Source organism: Streptomyces sp. NBC_00080 (assembly GCF_045041255.1).
GTDB classification, from domain to species: Bacteria; Actinomycetota; Actinomycetes; order Streptomycetales; family Streptomycetaceae; genus Streptomyces; species Streptomyces coriariae.
The window spans coordinates 7,768,347-7,786,800 of record NZ_CP108235.1; the positions used below are offsets into that span (position 1 = coordinate 7,768,347).

Genomic DNA, 18,454 nt, shown 5'->3' on the forward strand with positions numbered 1-18,454 from the left:
GCACTCCGAGATTGCTGGAATAATCGCTGCATGGCAGTAAAACTCCGGGGGACGACCCCCGAAACCCCGGACGCACGTCCGCGGCTGACCGTGCTCTCCGGCCCCTCCGGGGTCGGCAAGAGCACGGTCGTCGCTCATATGCGCAAAGAACACCCCGAGGCCTGGCTCTCGGTGTCGGCGACGACCCGCAGGCCGCGACCCGGCGAGAAGCACGGAGTCCACTATTTCTTCGTCACCGACGAGGAGATGGACAAGCTGATCGCCAACGGCGAGCTGCTGGAGTGGGCCGAGTTCGCGGGCAACCGCTACGGCACTCCGCGCGCCGCGGTGCTGGAGCGCCTGGAGTCGGGTGAGCCGGTCCTCCTGGAGATCGACCTCCAGGGTGCCCGGCAGGTCCGCGAGTCCATGCCCGAGGCCCAACTGGTGTTCCTGGCCCCTCCCTCCTGGGAGGAACTGGTGCGCAGGCTCACCGGGCGGGGCACCGAACCGCCCGAGGTGATCGAGCGCCGCCTGGCGGCGGCGAAGATCGAACTGGCGGCCGAGCCGGAGTTCGACGTGACCCTGGTCAACACCTCCGTCGAGGACGTCGCGCGTGAGCTGCTAGCCTTGGTCGATGTTGTGTGATTACGAGCCTGTGATCACGACCGGTCTTTTCCCATCCATCGGAAGGTAGAGCGTGTCCTCTTCCATCTCCGCGCCCGAGGGCATCATCAACCCGCCGATCGACGAGCTCCTCGAGGCCACCGACTCGAAGTACAGCCTCGTGATCTACGCGGCCAAGCGGGCCCGCCAGATCAACGCGTACTACTCGCAGCTCGGCGAGGGCCTCCTCGAGTACGTCGGTCCGCTCGTGGACACCCACGTCCACGAGAAGCCGCTCTCGATCGCCCTCCGCGAGATCAACGCCGGTCTGCTGACGTCCGAGGCCGTAGAGGGCCCCGCTCAGTAGTATTTTCGGCTCACAGTGGGTTTTTCCACAGGCCCGGCAGCACGGCTGCCGGGCCTGTGGTGTCTGATGGACTCGTACGCCGGGAGCCGCGGCGTACGTTTTCCGAGGTCCGGGGAGAGACGGTGGACAAGCCGAAGGTCGTTCTGGGGGTCAGTGGGGGCATCGCCGCCTACAAGGCCTGTGAGCTGCTGCGCAGACTGACCGAGTCGGGCCATGACGTCCGGGTGGTGCCCACCGCCTCCGCGCTGCACTTCGTCGGCGCCGCCACCTGGTCCGCCCTCTCCGGCCACCCCGTCTCCACGGAGGTCTGGGACGACGTCCACGAGGTCCCGCACGTCCGCATCGGCCAGCACGCCGACCTGGTGGTCGTCGCCCCGGCCACCGCGGACATGCTCGCCAAGGCCGCCCACGGCCTCGCCGACGACCTCCTCACCAACACCCTCCTGACGGCCCGCTGTCCGGTCGTCTTCGCCCCCGCGATGCACACCGAGATGTGGGAGCACCCGGCCACCCAGGAGAACGTGGCGACACTGCGCCGCCGGGGCGCCGTCGTCATCGAGCCGGCCGTCGGCCGACTCACCGGCGTCGACACCGGCAAGGGGCGGCTGCCCGACCCGGCCGAGATCTTCGAGGTCTGCCGCCGGGTCCTGGCCAGGGGAGTGCGCGAACCCGACCTCGCCGGCCGGCATGTCGTGGTCAGCGCAGGCGGCACCCGCGAGCCCCTCGACCCGGTCCGCTTCCTCGGCAACCGCTCCTCCGGCAAGCAGGGCTACGCCCTCGCCCGCACCGCCGCCGCCCGTGGCGCCCGCGTCACGCTGATCGCGGCGAACACCGGCCTGCCCGACCCGGCCGGGGTCGACGTCGTCCAGGTCGGCACGGCCGTGCAGCTGCGCGAGGCGGTCCTGAAGGCGGCCGCGGACGCCGACGCGGTCGTCATGGCGGCCGCCGTGGCCGATTTCCGGCCGGAGACGTACGCGGCCGGAAAGATCAAGAAGCAGGACGGCCGGGAACCGGACCCCATCGTTCTCGTACGGAATCCGGACATCCTCGCGGAGGTCTCCGCCGACCGGGCGCGCTCCAACCAGGTGGTTGTGGGCTTCGCGGCCGAGACCGACGACGTCCTGGCCAACGGCCGGTCGAAGCTCCGGCGCAAGGGCTGCGATCTGCTGGTGGTGAACGAGGTGGGGGAGCGCAAGACCTTCGGCTCCGAGGAGAACGAAGCGGTCGTGCTGGGCGCCGACGGCAGTGAAACTCCCGTGCCGCACGGGCCCAAGGAGGCCCTGGCCGAAACCGTGTGGGACCTGGTGACGCGGCGCCTGGCCTGACTGTTTGATGCGCTTCCCCGTCGTCCTCCCGCTCGGTCGATTCGGGTGTGGCGCCCCTGGCCAACGGTGCTCGGCATTCGGCAGAATGCCCGTGCCGCAGGTCACAGCGCTTCCCGAGAGGCGAGACGGGTGGCCCGGCGGAGGGGCACGACCGATAAACTGTTCTCGGACGACGCCGGGCGCAGCTCCTGTCGCGTCCGCCAATGATCAGCCAGCAGCCGCTGCAACCCCAGGGAGCGTTGTGTCCCGTCGCCTGTTCACCTCGGAGTCTGTGACCGAGGGTCACCCCGACAAGATCGCTGACCAGATCAGCGACACCATTCTCGATGCCCTGCTGCGCGAGGACCCGGCCTCCCGGGTCGCCGTGGAGACCCTGATCACGACCGGTCTGGTGCATGTGGCCGGCGAGGTCACGACCAAGGCCTACGCGCCGATCCCCCAGCTCGTGCGTGACAAGATCCTCGAGATCGGCTACGACTCCTCGAAGAAGGGCTTCGACGGCGCCTCCTGCGGTGTCTCGGTGTCCATCGGCGCGCAGTCCCCGGACATCGCCCAGGGTGTCGACACGGCGTACGAGAACCGCGTCGAGGGCGACGAGGACGAGCTGGACCGCCAGGGTGCCGGCGACCAGGGCCTGATGTTCGGCTACGCGTCGGACGAGACGCCGACCCTGATGCCGCTGCCGATCTTCCTGGCGCACCGGCTGTCGAAGCGCCTGTCGGACGTCCGCAAGAACGGGACCATCCCCTACCTGCGTCCCGACGGCAAGACCCAGGTCACCATCGAGTACGACGGCGACAAGGCCCTCCGTCTCGACACGGTCGTCGTCTCCTCGCAGCACGCCAGCGACATCGACCTGGACTCCCTGCTGGCCCCGGACATCCGCGAGTTCGTGGTGGAGCCGGAGCTGAAGGCGCTTCTGGACGAGGGCATCAAGCTCGACACCGACAACTACCGCCTGCTGGTCAACCCGACCGGCCGCTTCGAGATCGGCGGCCCGATGGGCGACGCCGGCCTCACCGGTCGCAAGATCATCATCGACACCTACGGCGGCTTCGCCCGGCACGGTGGCGGCGCCTTCTCGGGCAAGGACCCGTCGAAGGTCGACCGCTCCGCGGCGTACGCGATGCGCTGGGTCGCGAAGAACGTGGTGGCCGCGGGTCTCGCCGCGCGCTGCGAGGTCCAGGTCGCCTACGCGATCGGCAAGGCCGAGCCGGTCGGTCTCTTCGTGGAGACCTTCGGCACCGCCAAGGTCGACGCCGAGAAGATCGAGAAGGCCATCGACGAGGTCTTCGACCTCCGCCCGGCCGCGATCATCCGCGACCTCGACCTGCTGCGTCCGATCTACGCCCAGACCGCCGCGTACGGCCACTTCGGCCGTGAGCTGCCCGACTTCACGTGGGAGCGCACGGACCGCGTGGACGCGCTGCGCAAGGCCGCGGGACTGTAGGTCCCCCCCGGCACGACGCCGAGGCCCGGCCTCCTCAGGGAGGCCGGGCCTCGGCGTTTGCGCGCGTCACCGCCGCGGGTAGCCGGTCCGCTCGACGATCTTCGCCAGGCCGGGCAGGGCGAACTCGGGGTTCAGCGCGGCGACCACCGCCGAAGTCAGCGGACGGGAGGCGAGGACGTGCCGGACGGCCTCCGGATCGACCGGGACCTCGTAGTGGTCCTCCGCCCACCGTCGGAAGGCCTGCGGCGAGCGGTCGGTGAGCAGCCGGAACAGGTGCGCGGCGCCGTCCGGGTCGACCGCCGGGTGTTCGGGGAAGTCGATCGTGCCCGTGGACCAGGCGTCGTCGGCCGTCCCGCGCCACAGACAGGCGGTGGCGACGGGCATCCCGTCCTCGTCGGTGAACGCCGGCTCCTCGACACAGGACCGGAACACCTCGGGGACGTCGTCCAGCACGCCAGACCAGGGGCCGTCCTGTACGTAGGGGCTCATGGGCGACTCGTGGGCGAAGCCGCGGATCCAGGCGCCGGCGGGGGAGAAGACGATGTCGTACTCGTCACCCGACCCGTCGCGCATCGAGGCCGTCTCCTCGGACCCCGACCAGTGGGCGTCGAAGGAATGACGGCGGTCGGCCCCTTCGGGGCTCAGGATCGCCTCCAGCACGGCCAGCGAACGGCAGTGGTCCCGCAGGAGATCGACGGGGGGCAGCTTCCGGGCAACGTCTTGAACGCTCACGTGCCCATCCGACCGCCTGCGGCGCCGGACGGGGAACAGAGCTTCGGCGGAAGGACCGTTGTCAGTGGCGTTTGGTAAAAATGCAAGCGTGAGCAGCGAGAACGGGCAGGGGGACGGCGGTGCGGCCGGGGAGGGCGCGCCGCCCGAGCAGCTCGCGCTGATCCGGGAGAGCGTGCGGCAGGCCAAGACGCCGCGGGCCAAGCCCCGGACCTGGCGGGGGGCCGCGCTGGCCGAGGAGCTGCCGGTCGCGCGCGTGCTCGTCGACAAGGGTGTGCTGCATCTCGACCGGTACTTCGACTACGCGGTGCCGGCCGAGCTGGACGCCGACGCGCAGCCGGGGGTGCGGGTGCGGGTGCGGTTCGGGGCCGGGCGCGGGCGGGTGCGGGAAGGGCGGCGCGAGGGCGGGGGGCTCATCGACGGGTTCCTCGTCGAGCGGCTCGCCGCATCGGACTACTCCGGGCCGCTCGCGGCGCTCGCCCAGGTGGTGTCGCCCGAGCAGGTGCTGAGCGAGGAGCTGCTGGGCCTGGCGCGGGCCGTCGCCGACCGGTACGCGGGAAGCCTGGCCGACGTCCTCCAGCTGGCCGTGCCGCCGCGCAACGCGCGTGCCGAGCAGCGCCCCTCCCCGGCGCCGCTCCCGCCCCCGAAGGCGCCGGAGGCCGGGTCCTGGGGGCGGTACGAGCGTGGGGGCGCTTTCGTCGAGTCGCTGGCGTCCGGGGGCGCGCCCCGGGCGGTGTGGAACGCGCTGCCCGGCCCCCGGTGGAGCGAGGAGCTGGCGCGGGCCGTCGCCGCGACGCTCGCCTCGGGACGCGGGGCGCTGGTCGTCGTACCCGACGGGCGGGCCGCCGCACGGGTCGACGCCGCCTTGACGGCGTTGCTGGGGGAGGGACGGCATGCGCTGCTCACCGCGGACGCCGGGCCCGAGAAGCGGTATCGGGAGTGGCTCGCCGTACGGCGGGGTTCCGTGCGCGCGGTCGTCGGGACGCGTGCCGCGATGTTCGCGCCGGTCCAGAACCTCGGTCTGGTCGCGCTCTGGGACGACGGGGACGACAGCCACAGCGAGCAGCACGCGCCGCAGCCCCATGCGCGCGAGGTGCTGCTGCTGCGGGCCGCGCAGGACAAGTGTGGCTTCCTGATGGGGGGTTGGAGCTGCACCGTGGAGGGCGCGCAGCTCGTCGAGAGCGGGTGGGCGCGGCCGCTCGTCGCCGCACGGGAGCAGGTGCGGCACAGCGCTCCGCTGGTGCGCACCGTGGGCGACCAGGACCTCGCGCGGGACGAGGCCGCCCGGGCGGCCCGGCTGCCCACCCTCGCCTGGCAGGCGGCCAGGGAGGGGCTGCGGCACGGGCCGGTGCTCGTCCAGGTGCCCCGGCGGGGCTATGTGCCGCGGATGGCGTGTGCGCAGTGCCGGGCCGCCGCCCGGTGCCGGCACTGCTCAGGGCCGTTGGAGGCGCGGGACGGGGATGCGGTGTGGTGCGGGTGGTGCGGGCGTGAGGAAAGTGCCTGGCACTGTCCGGAGTGCGGATCGTTCCGCCTGCGGGCCCAGGTCGTGGGGGCCCGGCGGACCGCCGAGGAGCTGGGGCGGGCGTTTCCCGCCGTGCCGGTGCGGACGTCGGGGCGGGAGCAGGTGCTGGACACCGTGCCGGGGGCGCCCGCGCTCGTGGTGTCCACGCCCGGGGCCGAGCCGGTCGCCGAGGGCGGGTACGCGGCCGCGCTGCTGCTGGACGGCTGGGCCATGCTCGGGCGGCCCGACCTGAGAGCCGGGGAGGACGCGCTGCGCCGCTGGATCGCGGCCGCCGCGCTGGTACGGCCGTCGGGGGAGGGAGGAACCGTGGTCGTCGTCGCCGAGCCGACCTTGCGGCCCGTCCAGGCGCTGGTGCGCTGGGATCCGGTGGGACACGCGGTGCGGGAGCTCTCCGAGCGGGCCGAGCTGGGCTTTCCGCCGGTGTCGCGGATGGCGGCGGTGTCGGGGACGGCGCAGGCCCTGACCGCGTTCCTGGAGGCCGTCGAACTGCCGCCGGAGGCGGAGCTGCTGGGGCCGGTTCCGGTGCCGACGGGCCCGGCGGGGCGGCCTCGGCGGCCGGGGGCGCCGCCCCCCGGGGAGGAGTGGGAGCGGGCGCTGCTCCGGGTGCCGCCCGGGAGGGGCGCCGCGCTGGCTGCTGCGCTGAAGACCGCGCAGGCGGCTCGGATGGCGCGGGGTGGCGAGGAGGCCGTACGGGTGCGGATCGATCCCCCGGACATCGGCTGAGGGCGACGCGGAGTCGGCGCCGGTGCGGTGGGGGAGGGCCGGGGTGTGCGACTGCCCTCTCGGGCGCGGGCCGAGAGGGCAGGGGACGGGGTGGGGAGGTGCTCGGTGCGGGATGTGGTGCGTCAGCCGTTGCGCGGGCCGGGGAAGGCGGTCGGCCTTGCCTCGTCGCGCAAGGCGGGGCTGCCGACGTCACGCAGCGCCGGGGCGCCGGCCTCGCGCAAGGCGGGGCTGCCGGTGTCGCGCAGCGCCGGGGCCCCGGCGTCGCGCAGGGCCGGGCTGCCGGCCGTCGGCTGGGTCGGCATCGAGCGGGCGGCCGGAACGGTGGGAACCGTCGGGATGCCCGTGTTGACGGTGACCGTGCGGGCGGCGGTGGGCTCGGCGGGTCGCTCGGCCTCGGCGGTGGCGGCTTGGGCCGCGGCCCGGCGGGCGCCGTAGCGGCGGTGTACGGCCTGCTTGGTGACCCCGAGGGCGGAGCCCACCGCGTCCCACGAGAAGCCGAGCGAACGGTCGAAGTCCACCGCCGCGGTGACCAGGGTCTCGACGCTGTCCCGCAGCTCCTGGGCGAGGCGGACCGTGGGGGCGGGGGCGCGTCCGTAGACGACGAAGCCCGTGGACGGGCCGGAGCGGCGGGGGCGGTAGACGTTGCCCAGCTGGGCGGTGAGGGTGCGCAGTGCGTCCACCTGCCGTCGGACGCGCTCGATGTCCCGCACCAGCAAGTGCAGGCTGGCCCGGGCCTGGGCGTCGTGGGTTGCATGGTCGGCCATGAACAAGCCTCTCGAACCGGCGTTGAAGAAGGTGTGGTCAACTCTTTCTTGACCAACGCGGGTTCGCGCCGCTGGTCACGGTGTGGGGGCGTATGGGCATATGCGTACGCCCCCCGGAGGGCGCGGCTGGTGGGGACTCCCGCCCGTCGGCGGCCTGCCCGGTCGGCGTCATAAACTTGTGCGTTGCCCGTCGTCCGTCCCGCCCGAGAGGCCCAGCCCACTCATGAAGCTCGTCTTCGCCGGTACCCCCGAGGTCGCCGTTCCCGCCCTGGACGCTCTGATCGCCTCCGGGCGGCACGAGGTGGCCGCCGTCGTCACGCGGCCCGACGCGCCGGCCGGACGGGGGCGCAGGCTGATCGCCTCTCCCGTCGCCCAGCGCGCCGAGGAGGCGGGCATCGAAGTGCTGAGGCCCGCCAAGCCGCGCGATCCGGAGTTCCTGGAGCGGCTGAGGGAGATCGCGCCCGACTGCTGTCCCGTCGTGGCCTACGGGGCGCTGCTGCCCAGGGTGGCGCTGGACATCCCGGCCCATGGCTGGGTCAACCTGCACTTCTCGCTGCTGCCGGCCTGGCGCGGGGCCGCTCCCGTGCAGCACGCCGTCATGGCGGGGGACGAGATCACCGGCGCGTCCACCTTTCTCATCGAGGAGGGGCTCGACTCGGGGCCGGTCTACGGGACGGTCACCGAGGAGATCCGGCCCACCGATACCAGCGGTGACCTGCTCACCCGGCTGGCCTTCGCCGGCAGCGGGCTGCTCGCCGCGACCATGGACGGGATCGAGGACGGCACACTGAAGGCCGTTCCCCAGCCGGGTGAGGGGATCACCCTCGCGCCGAAGATCACCGTCGAGGACGCTCAGGTCGACTGGGCCACCCCGGCTCTGCGGGTCGACCGGGTCGTGCGCGGCTGCACCCCCGCCCCCGGCGCCTGGACCACCTTCCGCGGGGAGCGGCTCAAGCTCATCCAGGTCCAGCCGGTTCCCGAGCGGACCGATCTCGCGCCGGGGGCACTCCTCGTCGGCAAGAACAGCGTGCACGTCGGCACCGGCTCGTACGCGGTCGAGCTGCTGTGGGTGCAGGCGCAGGGCAAGAAGCCGATGCGGGCCGCCGACTGGGCCCGGGGCGCCCGGATCGGGGACGGGGAGACCGTCGGGGCGTAACGCTCCTGCACAAGCCGGGCCCGGTCCGTGGGCCCCGCTCCCGGTCACCGGGCCTGCGGTCGGCGAGTCCGCCCGGCGTACCACCGACGTACGCTGGACCTACCTTTCCTCCATTACCTCCATTACCTTCTTTCAACTTTCTTTCCTTTCTTTCTTCTGCAATCCGGAGCACCTTTTCGTGAGCGACCAGCCCCACCGTTCCCGCAAGCCGGGCAAGCCCTACCGCCGGCCTCAGAAGGACCCCGTCCGCATGCTCGCCTTCGAGGCGCTGCGGGCCGTGGACGAGCGGGACGCGTACGCCAACCTCGTGCTGCCGCCGCTGCTGCGCAAGGCGCGCGAGAAGGAGGGACCCGACAAGTTCGACGCACGGGACGCGGCCCTCGCCACCGAGCTGGTCTACGGGACGCTGCGCCGGCAGGGCACGTACGACGCCGTCATCTCCGCGTGTGTCGACCGGCCGCTGCGCGAGGTCGACCCGCCGGTCCTCGACGTGCTGAGTCTCGGCGTGCATCAGCTGCTCGGGACACGTATCCCGACCCATGCGGCCGTGTCCGCCTCCGTCGAGCTCGCCCGGGTCGTGCTCGGCGACGGACGTGCCAAGTTCGTCAACGCCGTGCTGCGCAAGGTCGCGGCGCACGATCTCGACGAGTGGCTCGACAAGGTCGCTCCGCCCTACGAAGACGATCCCGAGGACCACCTCGCCGTCGTGCACTCGCACCCGCGCTGGGTGGTCTCCGCACTGTGGGACTCCCTCGGCGGCGGGCGGGCCGGCATCGAGGAGCTGCTGGCGGCGGACAACGAGCGGCCCGAGGTCACGCTCGTCGCCCGGCCCGGGCGGGCCACCACCGAGGAGCTGCTCCGGGAGGAGGCCTCGGTCGCCGGGCGCTGGTCGCCGTACGCAGTGCGGCTCACCGAGGGCGGCGAGCCGGGGGCGATCGACGCCGTACGGGACGGGCGGGCGGGGGTGCAGGACGAGGGCAGCCAGCTCGTGGCGCTCGCGCTGGCCGATGCGCCGCTCGACGGGTCCGACGCGTTGTGGCTTGACGGGTGCGCCGGCCCCGGGGGCAAGGCGGCGTTGCTCGCCGCCCTCGCCGCCGAGCGGGGGGCCGCGCTGCTCGCCTCCGAGAAGCAGCCGCACCGCGCGGGGCTCGTCGCCAAGGCGCTGGCCGGCAACCCCGGGCCCTACCAGGTCATCGCCGCCGACGGGACCCGGCCGCCGTGGCGGCCCGGCTCCTTCGACCGGGTGCTGATGGACGTGCCGTGCACGGGCCTCGGCGCCCTGCGGCGGCGGCCCGAGGCACGCTGGCGGCGCAGGCCGGAGGATCTCGACGGGTTCGGGCCGCTCCAGCGCGGGCTGCTGCGGACCGCGCTGGACTCGGTGCGGGTCGGGGGCGTCGTCGGGTACGCCACCTGTTCGCCGCACCTCGCCGAGACCCGGTCGGTCGTCTCCGACGTCCTCAAGCAGTATCCGGAGGCCGAGCTGATCGACGCGCGGCCGCTGCTGCCGGGCGTACCGGAGCTGGGTGACGGGCCGGACATCCAGCTCTGGCCGCATCTGCACGGGACGGACGCCATGTACCTGGCGTTGATCAGGAAGACGGGCTGAGGCCCGCACGGACGGACACGCGAGAAGACCGGCCCCACGTCCACGGCGTGGGGCCGGTCTTCTGCGCGGGCGGGTGCCTCGCGCGGGTCAGTCCGTGCCGAACTCCATCGCGGCGCGGTCCAGCAGCTGGTCGTCGTCGGAGACCTCGCCGCGGGAGGCGATGGCTTCGGCGCCGCCCTCCGGCAGCTCCGTCATGGTCCCGATGAGACCGGTCGCGGCCGCCTGGTCGGCGCCGATCGCGGGGCTGCCGGTGCCGATCAGACCGAGCGTGGCGTACTGCTCCAGCTTGGCGCGCGAGTCGGCGATGTCGAGGTTGCGCATGGTGAGCTGGCCGATCCGGTCCACCGGGCCGAACGCGGAGTCCTCGGTGCGCTCCATGGACAGCTTGTCCGGGTGGTAGCTGAAGGCCGGGCCGGCGGTGTTGAGGATCGAGTAGTCCTCACCGCGCCGCAGTCGCAGCGTCACCTCGCCGGTGACGGCCGCGCCGACCCAGCGCTGGAGCGACTCGCGCACCATCAGGGCCTGCGGGTCCAGCCAGCGGCCCTCGTACATCAGCCGGCCGAGGCGCCGTCCCTCGTTGTAGTACTGGGCGAGGGTGTCCTCGTTGTGGATGGCGTTGACCAGACGCTCGTAGGCCGCGTGCAGCAGGGCCATGCCGGGCGCCTCGTAGATGCCGCGGCTCTTGGCCTCGATGATGCGGTTCTCGATCTGGTCCGACATGCCCATGCCGTGGCGGCCGCCGATGGCGTTGGCCTCCATCACCAGATCGACGGGGGAGGCGAACTCCTTGCCGTTGATCGTCACGGGGCGGCCCTGGTCGAAGCCGATCGTCACGTCCTCGGTGGCGATCTCGACCGACGGGTCCCAGAACCGCACGCCCATGATGGGCTCGACGGTCTCGACGCCGGTGTCCAGGTGCTCCAGGGTCTTGGCCTCGTGGGTGGCGCCCCAGATGTTGGCGTCGGTGGAGTACGCCTTCTCCGTGCTGTCCCGGTAGGGCAGGTCGTGGGCGACGAGCCACTCCGACATTTCCTTGCGGCCGCCGAGCTCGGTCACGAAGTCCGCGTCCAGCCAGGGCTTGTAGATCCGCAGGTGCGGGTTGGCCAGCAGGCCGTAGCGGTAGAACCGCTCGATGTCGTTGCCCTTGAAGGTCGAGCCGTCGCCCCAGATCTGGACGTTGTCCTCGAGCATCGCCCGGACCAGGAGGGTGCCGGTGACGGCACGGCCGAGGGGCGTGGTGTTGAAGTAGGCGCGCCCGCCCGAGCGGATGTGGAACGCCCCGCAGGTGAGTGCGGCCAGGCCCTCCTCGACCAGTGCGGCGCGGCAGTCGACCAGGCGCGCGATCTCGGCGCCGTAGGCCTTCGCGCGGCCGGGCACCGAGGCGATGTCGGGCTCGTCGTACTGGCCGATGTCGGCGGTGTAGGTGCACGGGACGGCACCCTTGTCGCGCATCCACGCGACCGCGACCGAGGTGTCGAGCCCGCCGGAGAAGGCGATGCCGACGCGCTCGCCGGCGGGAAGGGAGGTGAGGACCTTGGACATAGGAAGATTATGCATGAACTCGCATGGTCATGCAAAGGGTGCTCAGGTCTCGGTGCTCTCGACCGGCTGCGCGGGCTCCTTCGGCAGGGGCGGGTGGCTCTCCCGGGCCAGCCGGTGCGGCCACCAGATCTTCGGTCCGATGTCCAGGAAGAGTGAGGTGACGAGCACCGACCGCACGATGAAGGTGTCCAGGAGGACGCCCAGGGCCACCGCGAAGCCGATCTCCGCGAAGGCCACCATGGGAAGGGTGGCGAGGGCCGCGAAGGTGCCGGCCAGGACCAGACCCGCCGAGGTGATCACCGAGCCGGTGGCCGCGAGACCGGTCACCACGCCCTGCCGGGTGCCCTGGCGGCCGGCCTCCTCGCGGATCCGGGTGGTCAGGAAGATGTTGTAGTCGATGCCCAGGGCCACCAGGAACACGAAGACGAACAGCGGGAAGTCCGTCGACTCGCCCGCGTAGTCGAAGAGATGACGGAACGCCAGCGCGCTGAGGCCCAGGGCCGCCGCGAAGGACAGGATCACCGTCCCGACCAGCAGCAGCGGGGCGATCAGGGCGCGCAGCAGGACGCCGAGGATGAGCAGGACCACGGCCAGGACCAGCGGGATGATCAGCAGGTTGTCGTGGGTGGTCGCCTTGTCCATGTCGAGCAGCGCCGCCGTGCCGCCGCCCACCTGGGCGTCGGCGTCGGGTATCTCGTGCACGGCGTCCCGGACCCGTTCCACGGTCTGCTTGGCGGCCTCGCTGTCGGCCGGGTCGGTCATCGTCGCCTCGAACAGCACCTGGCCGTCGTGGACGGGTTTCGTGCCCGCGGGCAGGCCGAGGGACGTCGGCACGACGCCCTCCGTCCCCGCGACCGCGCGTTTCACCTGCCCGGCCCGGGCCTGGTCGGCGATGACGACCAGCGGGTCGCCGCTGCCCGCCGGGAAGTACTTCGCCGACACCTCCTGGCCCGTGATCGAGTCCGGTTTGCCGGTGAACGCGTCCGCATTGCCGATGCCCTCGGCGCGCAGCTGGATCAGGCCGAGCGAGCACACCGCAAGGACCAGCGCGGTCACGGCCCAGACCATGCGCGGGCGGCGGGCGATGCCACGGCCCGTGCGGGCCCAGACACCGTGCTCGGTCGGGTCCGAGGACCCGAAATGCGGGATCACCGGCCAGAAGATCCATCGGCCGCAGATCACCAGCAGGGCGGGGAAGAGGGTCATCATCGCCAGCAGCGCGACCGCCACGCCGATGGCCGCGACCGGGCCCAGCCCGCGGGTCGAGTTCATCTCGGCGGCCAGCAGCATCAGCATGCTCAGGACGACCGTGGCGCCGGACGCCAGGACGGCGGGGCCCGCGCGGTGCAGCGCCAGGGCCATCGCCTCGTGCCGGTCCTCGTGCCGGCGCAGCTCCTCCCGGTAACGGGCCACCAGCAGCAGGGCGTAGTCGGTGCCCGCGCCGAACACGAGCACCGTGAGGATGCCGGCGCTCTGACCGTTCACCGTCAGGCCTGCGTGCTCGGCCAGGAAGTAGATCAGCGCCTGCGCGGTGAACAGGGCGGCGACCACGGCGAGCACCGGGACGACGAGGAGGGTGGGGCTGCGGTAGGTGATCAGGAGCATGATGACGACCACGCCCATCGCCGCCAGCAGCAGGGTCGAGTCGATGCCCTCGAACGCCTCGGAGAAGTCTGCGGAGGTACCGCCGGGGCCGGTGACGTGCACGGCCATACCGGCGCCGCCGTCGCCTACGACGTCACGGATCGAGTCGACGGCCGGGGCGATGCGTTCCCAGCCCTTCTCGTCCATGGTGATCGGTACATAGATCTGGGCGGCGCGCGGGTCGGCCGGGCGGTCGTAGACCGGGCCGCGGGTCTCGGCGCCGCGGATGCCGTGGTCGGTGAGCTGCCTGAGCTGCGCCGCGTCCTCGGTGATCTGCGCCCGGTCCTCGGCCGTCAGGCCCGCGTCGCGGGCGTAGACGACGACCGCGGGGATCTGCTCGGGTCTGAAGTCCTGCGAGATCTCCAGCACCTGGGTGGACTCCGCCGACCCGGGCAGCCAGGAGGCCGCGTCGTTGTCCTGGGCGTCGGTGAGCTTCTGGGCGAAGGGTGCCGTCAGGAACAGCAACACCAGCCACAACGCCAGCACCAGCCACTTCGCACGCCGCCCGCAGACCAGGTGCGCGACACCGCGATTCTGGGCCATGACTACCCTCCGAGCCGTTCTGTCTGCGCCGTGTGCGGCCGCCTCCGGTAAGGGGCGCGGGGGGCTGCGCGATCCTCCTGGGCCGGTCCGCGGGCGACGAACCACGCTCCCCCCGCGGGACCGATGCCCGCAACCCCCGGAGGGCATGGCAGGCTTGGGTCATGGCCGTGCAGATCAACCCCAGCATCCTGTCCGCCGACTTCGCCCGCCTTGCGGACGAGGCGGAGGCGGTCGCCGGAGCCGACTGGCTCCACGTCGACGTCATGGACAACCATTTCGTCCCGAACCTCACGCTCGGTGTGCCGGTCGTAGAGTCACTGGCCCGTGCGACGGACACCCCGCTGGACTGCCATCTGATGATCGAGGCCCCCGATCGCTGGGCCCCGCAGTACGTCGAGGCGGGTGCCTCGTCCGTCACCTTCCACGTCGAGGCCGCCGCCGCACCCGTACGGCTCGCCCGCGAGATCCGGGCGAAGGGCGCCCGTGCCTCCATGGCACTCAGGCCGGCGACGCCCATCGAGCCGTACGAGGACCTGCTGCCCGAACTCGACATGCTGCTGATCATGACGGTCGAGCCGGGCTTCGGGGGCCAGGCCTTCCTCGACATCATGCTCCCCAAGATCCGCCGCACCCGCGAGTTGATCAGCAAGCACGGCCTCGACCTGTGGCTCCAGATCGACGGCGGGGTCTCAGCCTCGACGATCGAGCGGTGCGCCGAGGCGGGCGCGGACGTGTTCGTGGCAGGCTCGGCCGTATACGGGGCGGACGACCCGGCGGAGGCGGTCCGTGGCCTGCGGGCTCAGGCGGAGGCGGCGACCGCCGGCGCCTCCTGGGCATGTGGACACTGAACCAACCACTTACCGACAGGTATGTGAACGGCTCTCAACAGAGCTGATCAACTGCGCCGGATCTGCGAGGATGAACGGCGTATCCAGAGTGTGAACAGCAGTGAGGAGAACGCCGTGTCGGGTATGTCGGCGGGCCGGTCAGCCATGCGGATGGGACCCGCTGAGCTGGTGCAGGCGGCGGCCATGGCCCGCCGCTTCTACCTTGAGGGAAAGTCCAAGATCCAGATCGCGGAGGAGTTCGGCGTCAGCCGCTTCAAGGTGGCCCGGGTCCTGGAGACCGCCCTCGAACGGGATCTCGTACGGATCGAGATCCGCGTGCCGGCCGAGCTGGACGCGGAGCGCTCGGACGCGCTCCGCGCCCGCTACGGCCTCAGGCACGCCGTCGTGGTCGAGTCCCCGGCCGAGGCCGAGGAGACCACGGACCCCGAGAACCTGGGGGAAGTGGCAGCGGACCTGCTCGGCGAACTGGTCGACGAGGGGGACGTACTGGGGCTGGCCTGGGGCCGGTCCACCATTCACATGGCGGCGGCGCTGGACCGGCTGCCGCCGTGCACGGTGGTGCAGCTGACGGGTGTCTACGACGCCGGGACCGCGGAGCGCGGCTCGGTCGAGGCCGTCCGCCGTGCCGCCCAGGTGTCCGGCGGCGACGCGCACCCCATCTACGCGCCGATGCTGCTGCCGGACGCGGCCACCGCGGCCGCGCTGCGCCACCAGACCGGGATCGCCCGCGCCTTCGAGTACTTCGACAAGGTCACGGTCGCCTGTGTCTCCATCGGCTCCTGGGAGCCGGGCATCTCGACGGTGCACGACATGCTCAGCGACGAGGAGCGGGCGCACTACGCCTCGCTCGGGGTCGCCGCCGAGATGTCCGCGCACCTCTTCGACGCCGAGGGACGCCGGGTCGGGCGGGACCTGGGCGAGCGGTGCATCACGGTCAAGACCGACCAGCTGCGCCGGGTCCCCGAGGTCGTCGCGATCGCGGGCGGGCAGCGCAAGGCGGCCGCGATCGACGCGGTGCTCCGCTCCGGGCTCGTCACCAGCCTGGTGACGGACACGTCGGCGGCCGACTACCTGATGACGGCGGGGCCGACTCCGAAGCCCGCCCTGGGCCGGACGGACCCGGACGGGATCTGACCCGCCCGGAAGCAGGCCATGAGGGGACGGCCGTGACAGCATCGAACGATGCTGCTGCGGTTCGTCCCCCGCGTGCTTGTGTGCCTGCTCCTCCCGCTCGCCCTGCTCACCGGCTGTACCTCGGGGCAGCCGGGCCCGCAGGACTCCACTCCGGCCGTCGCCACGGCCGTCGAGCCGTCCTGGGCCGGCGGCCCGGTCACGGTCCGGGAGTCCGAGCTGCCTGCCGAGGCCCGCCGGACGCTCCGGCTCATCGACGACGCAGGCCCCTTCCCGCACGCCAGGGACGGCGCCGTCTTCGGGAGCTTCGAGGGGCTGCTGCCCGCGCACAAGCGGGGTTACCACCACGAATACACCGTCGGGACGCCGGGCTCGCGCGACCGCGGGGCCCGACGCGTTGTCACCGGGCAGGGCGACGAGATCTACTACACCGATGATCACTACGACACGTTCCGGGCGGTGCTGAGATGACGCAGTTCGTGGTCACGCTGGATCTGGAGGGGGTGACCGACAAGTCCGCCCTGATGGACCGCTGTGCCGACGCCCTGGGTCTGCCCGACTGGTTCGGACGCAACTGGGACGCCCTCGCCGACAGCCTCACCGACCTCCAGGCCCCGCCCGGGGACGGCGGGCTCCAGATCGTCGTACGGAACTGGCGGCCGTACGCCGAGGCGCGGCCGCAGGAGTGGGTGATCGCGCAGGACGTGTTCGCCCAGGCCGTCGACCGGGTGCCGGCGCTGTCGGTGCTGCTCGCCCTCGGAGGATCCTCCTAAGACCCCCCTGAGCTGCTTGGACGTTCTGTCCGGGCATCGCATCGCGGCCGTCGTGGGAGAATGAAGTACGTGCTTCTCCCCCTGGCTGACCTGTCCGGGGGTCACCTCTGATCGACTGGGATGTGCAGCACGTGCGTTTCCTCAACGACATCCAGCCCGCGTACGACCTCACCTACGACGACGTCTTCATGGTGCCGAGCCGCAGCGCGGTCGGGTCGCGTCAGGCTGTCGACCTGGCCGCCCCGGACGGCACGGGCACCACGATCCCGCTGGTCGTCGCCAACATGACCGCCGTGGCCGGCCGCCGGATGGCCGAGACCATGGCCCGTCGCGGCGGGCTGGTGGTGATCCCGCAGGACATTCCGATCGACGTCGTCACCGACGTCATCACCTGGGTCAAGAGCCGCCACCTGGTGCTGGACACCCCCATCGTGCTCGCCCCGCACCAGACGGTCGCCGACGCCCTCGCCCTGCTGCCCAAGCGCGCGCACAACGCGGGTGTCGTCGTCGACGAGGAGTTCCGCCCGGTCGGTGTCGTCACCGACGCGGACCTCAGCGGGGTCGACCGCTTCACCCAGCTCGAGGTCGTCATGTCCCGGGACCTGCTGCTCCTGGACGCCGACATCGACCCGCGCGAGGCCTTCAACACCCTCGACGCGGCCAACCGGCGCTATGCCCCGGCCGTCGACCGGGAGGGCAAGCTCGCCGGCATCCTCACCCGCAAGGGCGCCCTGCGCGCCACCCTGTACACGCCGGCCGTCGACGCGGCGGGCAAGCTGTGCGTCGCCGCGGCCGTCGGTATCAACGGCGATGTCGCGGGCAAGGCCAAGCAGCTGCTCGACGCGGGCGTGGACACGCTCGTCATCGACACCGCGCACGGCCACCAGGAGTCGATGATCAGCGCGATCCGGACCGTGCGCTCGCTCGACCCGCGGGTGCCGATCGTCGCCGGCAACATCGTCTCCGCCGAGGGCGTCAAGGATCTGATCGACGCGGGTGCCGACATCATCAAGGTCGGGGTCGGACCGGGCGCGATGTGCACCACCCGCATGATGACCGGTGTGGGCCGGCCGCAGTTCTCGGCGGTCCTGGAGTGTGCGGCCGAGGCGAAGAAGTACGGCAAGCACGTGTGGGCCGACGGCGGTGTCCGGCACCCGCGCGATGTCGCCATGGCGCTCGCCGCCGGCGCGTCCAACGTGATGATCGGGTCGTGGTTCGCGGGGACCTACGAGTCCCCGGGCGACCTTCAGCAGGACGCGGGCGGCCGGCTGTACAAGGAGTCGTTCGGCATGGCGTCCGCGCGCGCCGTCGCCAACCGCACCTCCGACGAGTCGGCGTACGACCGTGCTCGCAAGGCGCTGTTCGAGGAGGGCATCTCCACCTCGCGGATGTTCCTCGACCCGGCCCGCCCGGGTGTCGAGGACCTGATCGACTCGGTCATCGCGGGCGTCCGTTCCTCCTGCACGTACGCGGGCGCGGGCTCTCTCGAGGAGTTCGCCGAGAAGGCCGTCGTCGGTATCCAGAGCGCGGCCGGTTACGCCGAGGGCAAGCCGCTGCACGCGAGCTGGTAGCTCCGCGTGCAGCTCCGCTGGTCGGGCCGTGTGTCGGGTGCGGGCCCGCTTCGGCTGTCGCGCCCACGCGGCGGAGCCGCATATCGACGCGGCCCCGCGCCCCTGTCGGGGCGCGTTCAGCCGGCCCGCAACGAATGTGCACCCTCGTTCCATGAACGCAACGTTCTTGCGTGTGTGC

16 protein-coding genes are annotated in these 18,454 nt (G+C 72.1%); 12 read left to right on the plus strand and 4 right to left on the minus strand.

From position 1 onward, the window contains the following. Positions 1-30 precede the first annotated feature (30 nt). The 4 genes from gmk (at position 31) to metK (ending at position 3,724) form a co-directional block, all read left to right on the plus strand. Positions 31-624: a guanylate kinase gene (gmk, locus tag OHU34_RS34700; protein WP_028806690.1), complete on the plus strand. Its 594-nt coding sequence runs from the start codon at positions 31-33 to the stop codon at positions 622-624. Positions 625-676: 52 nt separating this feature from the next. Further along, positions 677-949, plus strand: coding sequence for a DNA-directed RNA polymerase subunit omega (gene rpoZ, locus OHU34_RS34705; protein WP_003988945.1), 273 nt, complete (start codon positions 677-679; stop codon positions 947-949). A gap of 122 nt (positions 950-1,071) precedes the next feature. Next, on the plus strand, positions 1,072-2,274 hold the full coding sequence (coaBC, locus tag OHU34_RS34710) for a bifunctional phosphopantothenoylcysteine decarboxylase/phosphopantothenate--cysteine ligase CoaBC (protein ID WP_230196455.1): 1,203 nt from the start codon (positions 1,072-1,074) through the stop codon (positions 2,272-2,274). Between the two features lie 241 nt (positions 2,275-2,515). After that, entirely contained in the window at positions 2,516-3,724 is a 1,209-nt protein-coding gene (gene metK, locus OHU34_RS34715) for a methionine adenosyltransferase (protein ID WP_142269353.1), read from the plus strand. Positions 3,725-3,790: 66 nt separating this feature from the next. Here the strand turns inward: metK and OHU34_RS34720 are convergent, their stop codons facing one another. Next, positions 3,791-4,456 (minus strand): hypothetical protein, encoded by a 666-nt coding sequence (locus tag OHU34_RS34720; RefSeq protein WP_142269352.1) that lies wholly within the window; start codon positions 4,454-4,456, stop codon positions 3,791-3,793. Positions 4,457-4,544: 88 nt separating this feature from the next. Here OHU34_RS34720 and OHU34_RS34725 point away from each other — a divergent pair, with 88 nt between their 5' ends. Further along, positions 4,545-6,698 carry a primosomal protein N' gene (locus OHU34_RS34725; RefSeq protein WP_142269351.1) on the plus strand — a complete coding sequence of 718 codons (2,154 nt, stop codon included), beginning with the start codon at positions 4,545-4,547 and terminating at the stop codon, positions 6,696-6,698. Between the two features lie 122 nt (positions 6,699-6,820). On the opposite strand, the gene OHU34_RS34730 is transcribed toward OHU34_RS34725, so the two are convergent. Continuing rightward, positions 6,821-7,462 (minus strand): hypothetical protein, encoded by a 642-nt coding sequence (locus tag OHU34_RS34730; protein WP_020128872.1) that lies wholly within the window; start codon positions 7,460-7,462, stop codon positions 6,821-6,823. A 223-nt stretch (positions 7,463-7,685) separates the two neighbouring features. Between OHU34_RS34730 and fmt the strand changes: the two genes are divergently transcribed. Beyond that, positions 7,686-8,618 carry a methionyl-tRNA formyltransferase gene (gene fmt / locus OHU34_RS34735; protein WP_142269350.1) on the plus strand — a complete coding sequence of 311 codons (933 nt, stop codon included), beginning with the start codon at positions 7,686-7,688 and terminating at the stop codon, positions 8,616-8,618. Positions 8,619-8,796: 178 nt separating this feature from the next. Then, positions 8,797-10,224, plus strand: coding sequence for an RsmB/NOP family class I SAM-dependent RNA methyltransferase (locus OHU34_RS34740; protein ID WP_142269349.1), 1,428 nt, complete (start codon positions 8,797-8,799; stop codon positions 10,222-10,224). A gap of 87 nt (positions 10,225-10,311) precedes the next feature. On the opposite strand, the gene argG is transcribed toward OHU34_RS34740, so the two are convergent. Then, entirely contained in the window at positions 10,312-11,766 is a 1,455-nt protein-coding gene (gene argG / locus OHU34_RS34745; protein WP_020128875.1) for an argininosuccinate synthase, read from the minus strand. Positions 11,767-11,808: 42 nt separating this feature from the next. After that, positions 11,809-13,953, minus strand: coding sequence for an MMPL family transporter (locus tag OHU34_RS34750; RefSeq protein ID WP_405770042.1), 2,145 nt, complete (start codon positions 13,951-13,953; stop codon positions 11,809-11,811). A 161-nt stretch (positions 13,954-14,114) separates the two neighbouring features. On the opposite strand from OHU34_RS34750, the gene rpe reads away from it, so the two are divergent. The 5 genes from rpe (at position 14,115) to OHU34_RS34775 (ending at position 18,276) form a co-directional block, all read left to right on the plus strand. After that, complete coding sequence (gene rpe / locus OHU34_RS34755; RefSeq protein ID WP_057606884.1) at positions 14,115-14,801, plus strand: ribulose-phosphate 3-epimerase; 687 nt, start codon at positions 14,115-14,117, stop codon at positions 14,799-14,801. 90 nt (positions 14,802-14,891) lie between these two features. Continuing rightward, positions 14,892-15,935, plus strand: a complete 1,044-nt coding sequence (locus OHU34_RS34760; RefSeq protein WP_028806692.1) for a sugar-binding transcriptional regulator — start codon at positions 14,892-14,894, stop codon at positions 15,933-15,935. Positions 15,936-15,983: 48 nt separating this feature from the next. Continuing rightward, positions 15,984-16,403 (plus strand): ribonuclease domain-containing protein, encoded by a 420-nt coding sequence (locus tag OHU34_RS34765; RefSeq protein WP_405770045.1) that lies wholly within the window; start codon positions 15,984-15,986, stop codon positions 16,401-16,403. Then, positions 16,400-16,705, plus strand: a complete 306-nt coding sequence (locus OHU34_RS34770; protein WP_142269347.1) for a barstar family protein — start codon at positions 16,400-16,402, stop codon at positions 16,703-16,705. The genes OHU34_RS34765 and OHU34_RS34770 overlap by 4 nt, the downstream gene beginning before the upstream one ends. Before the next feature lie 131 nt (positions 16,706-16,836). Further along, positions 16,837-18,276, plus strand: a complete 1,440-nt coding sequence (locus OHU34_RS34775; RefSeq protein ID WP_028806693.1) for a GuaB1 family IMP dehydrogenase-related protein — start codon at positions 16,837-16,839, stop codon at positions 18,274-18,276. Positions 18,277-18,454: the final 178 nt, after the last annotated feature.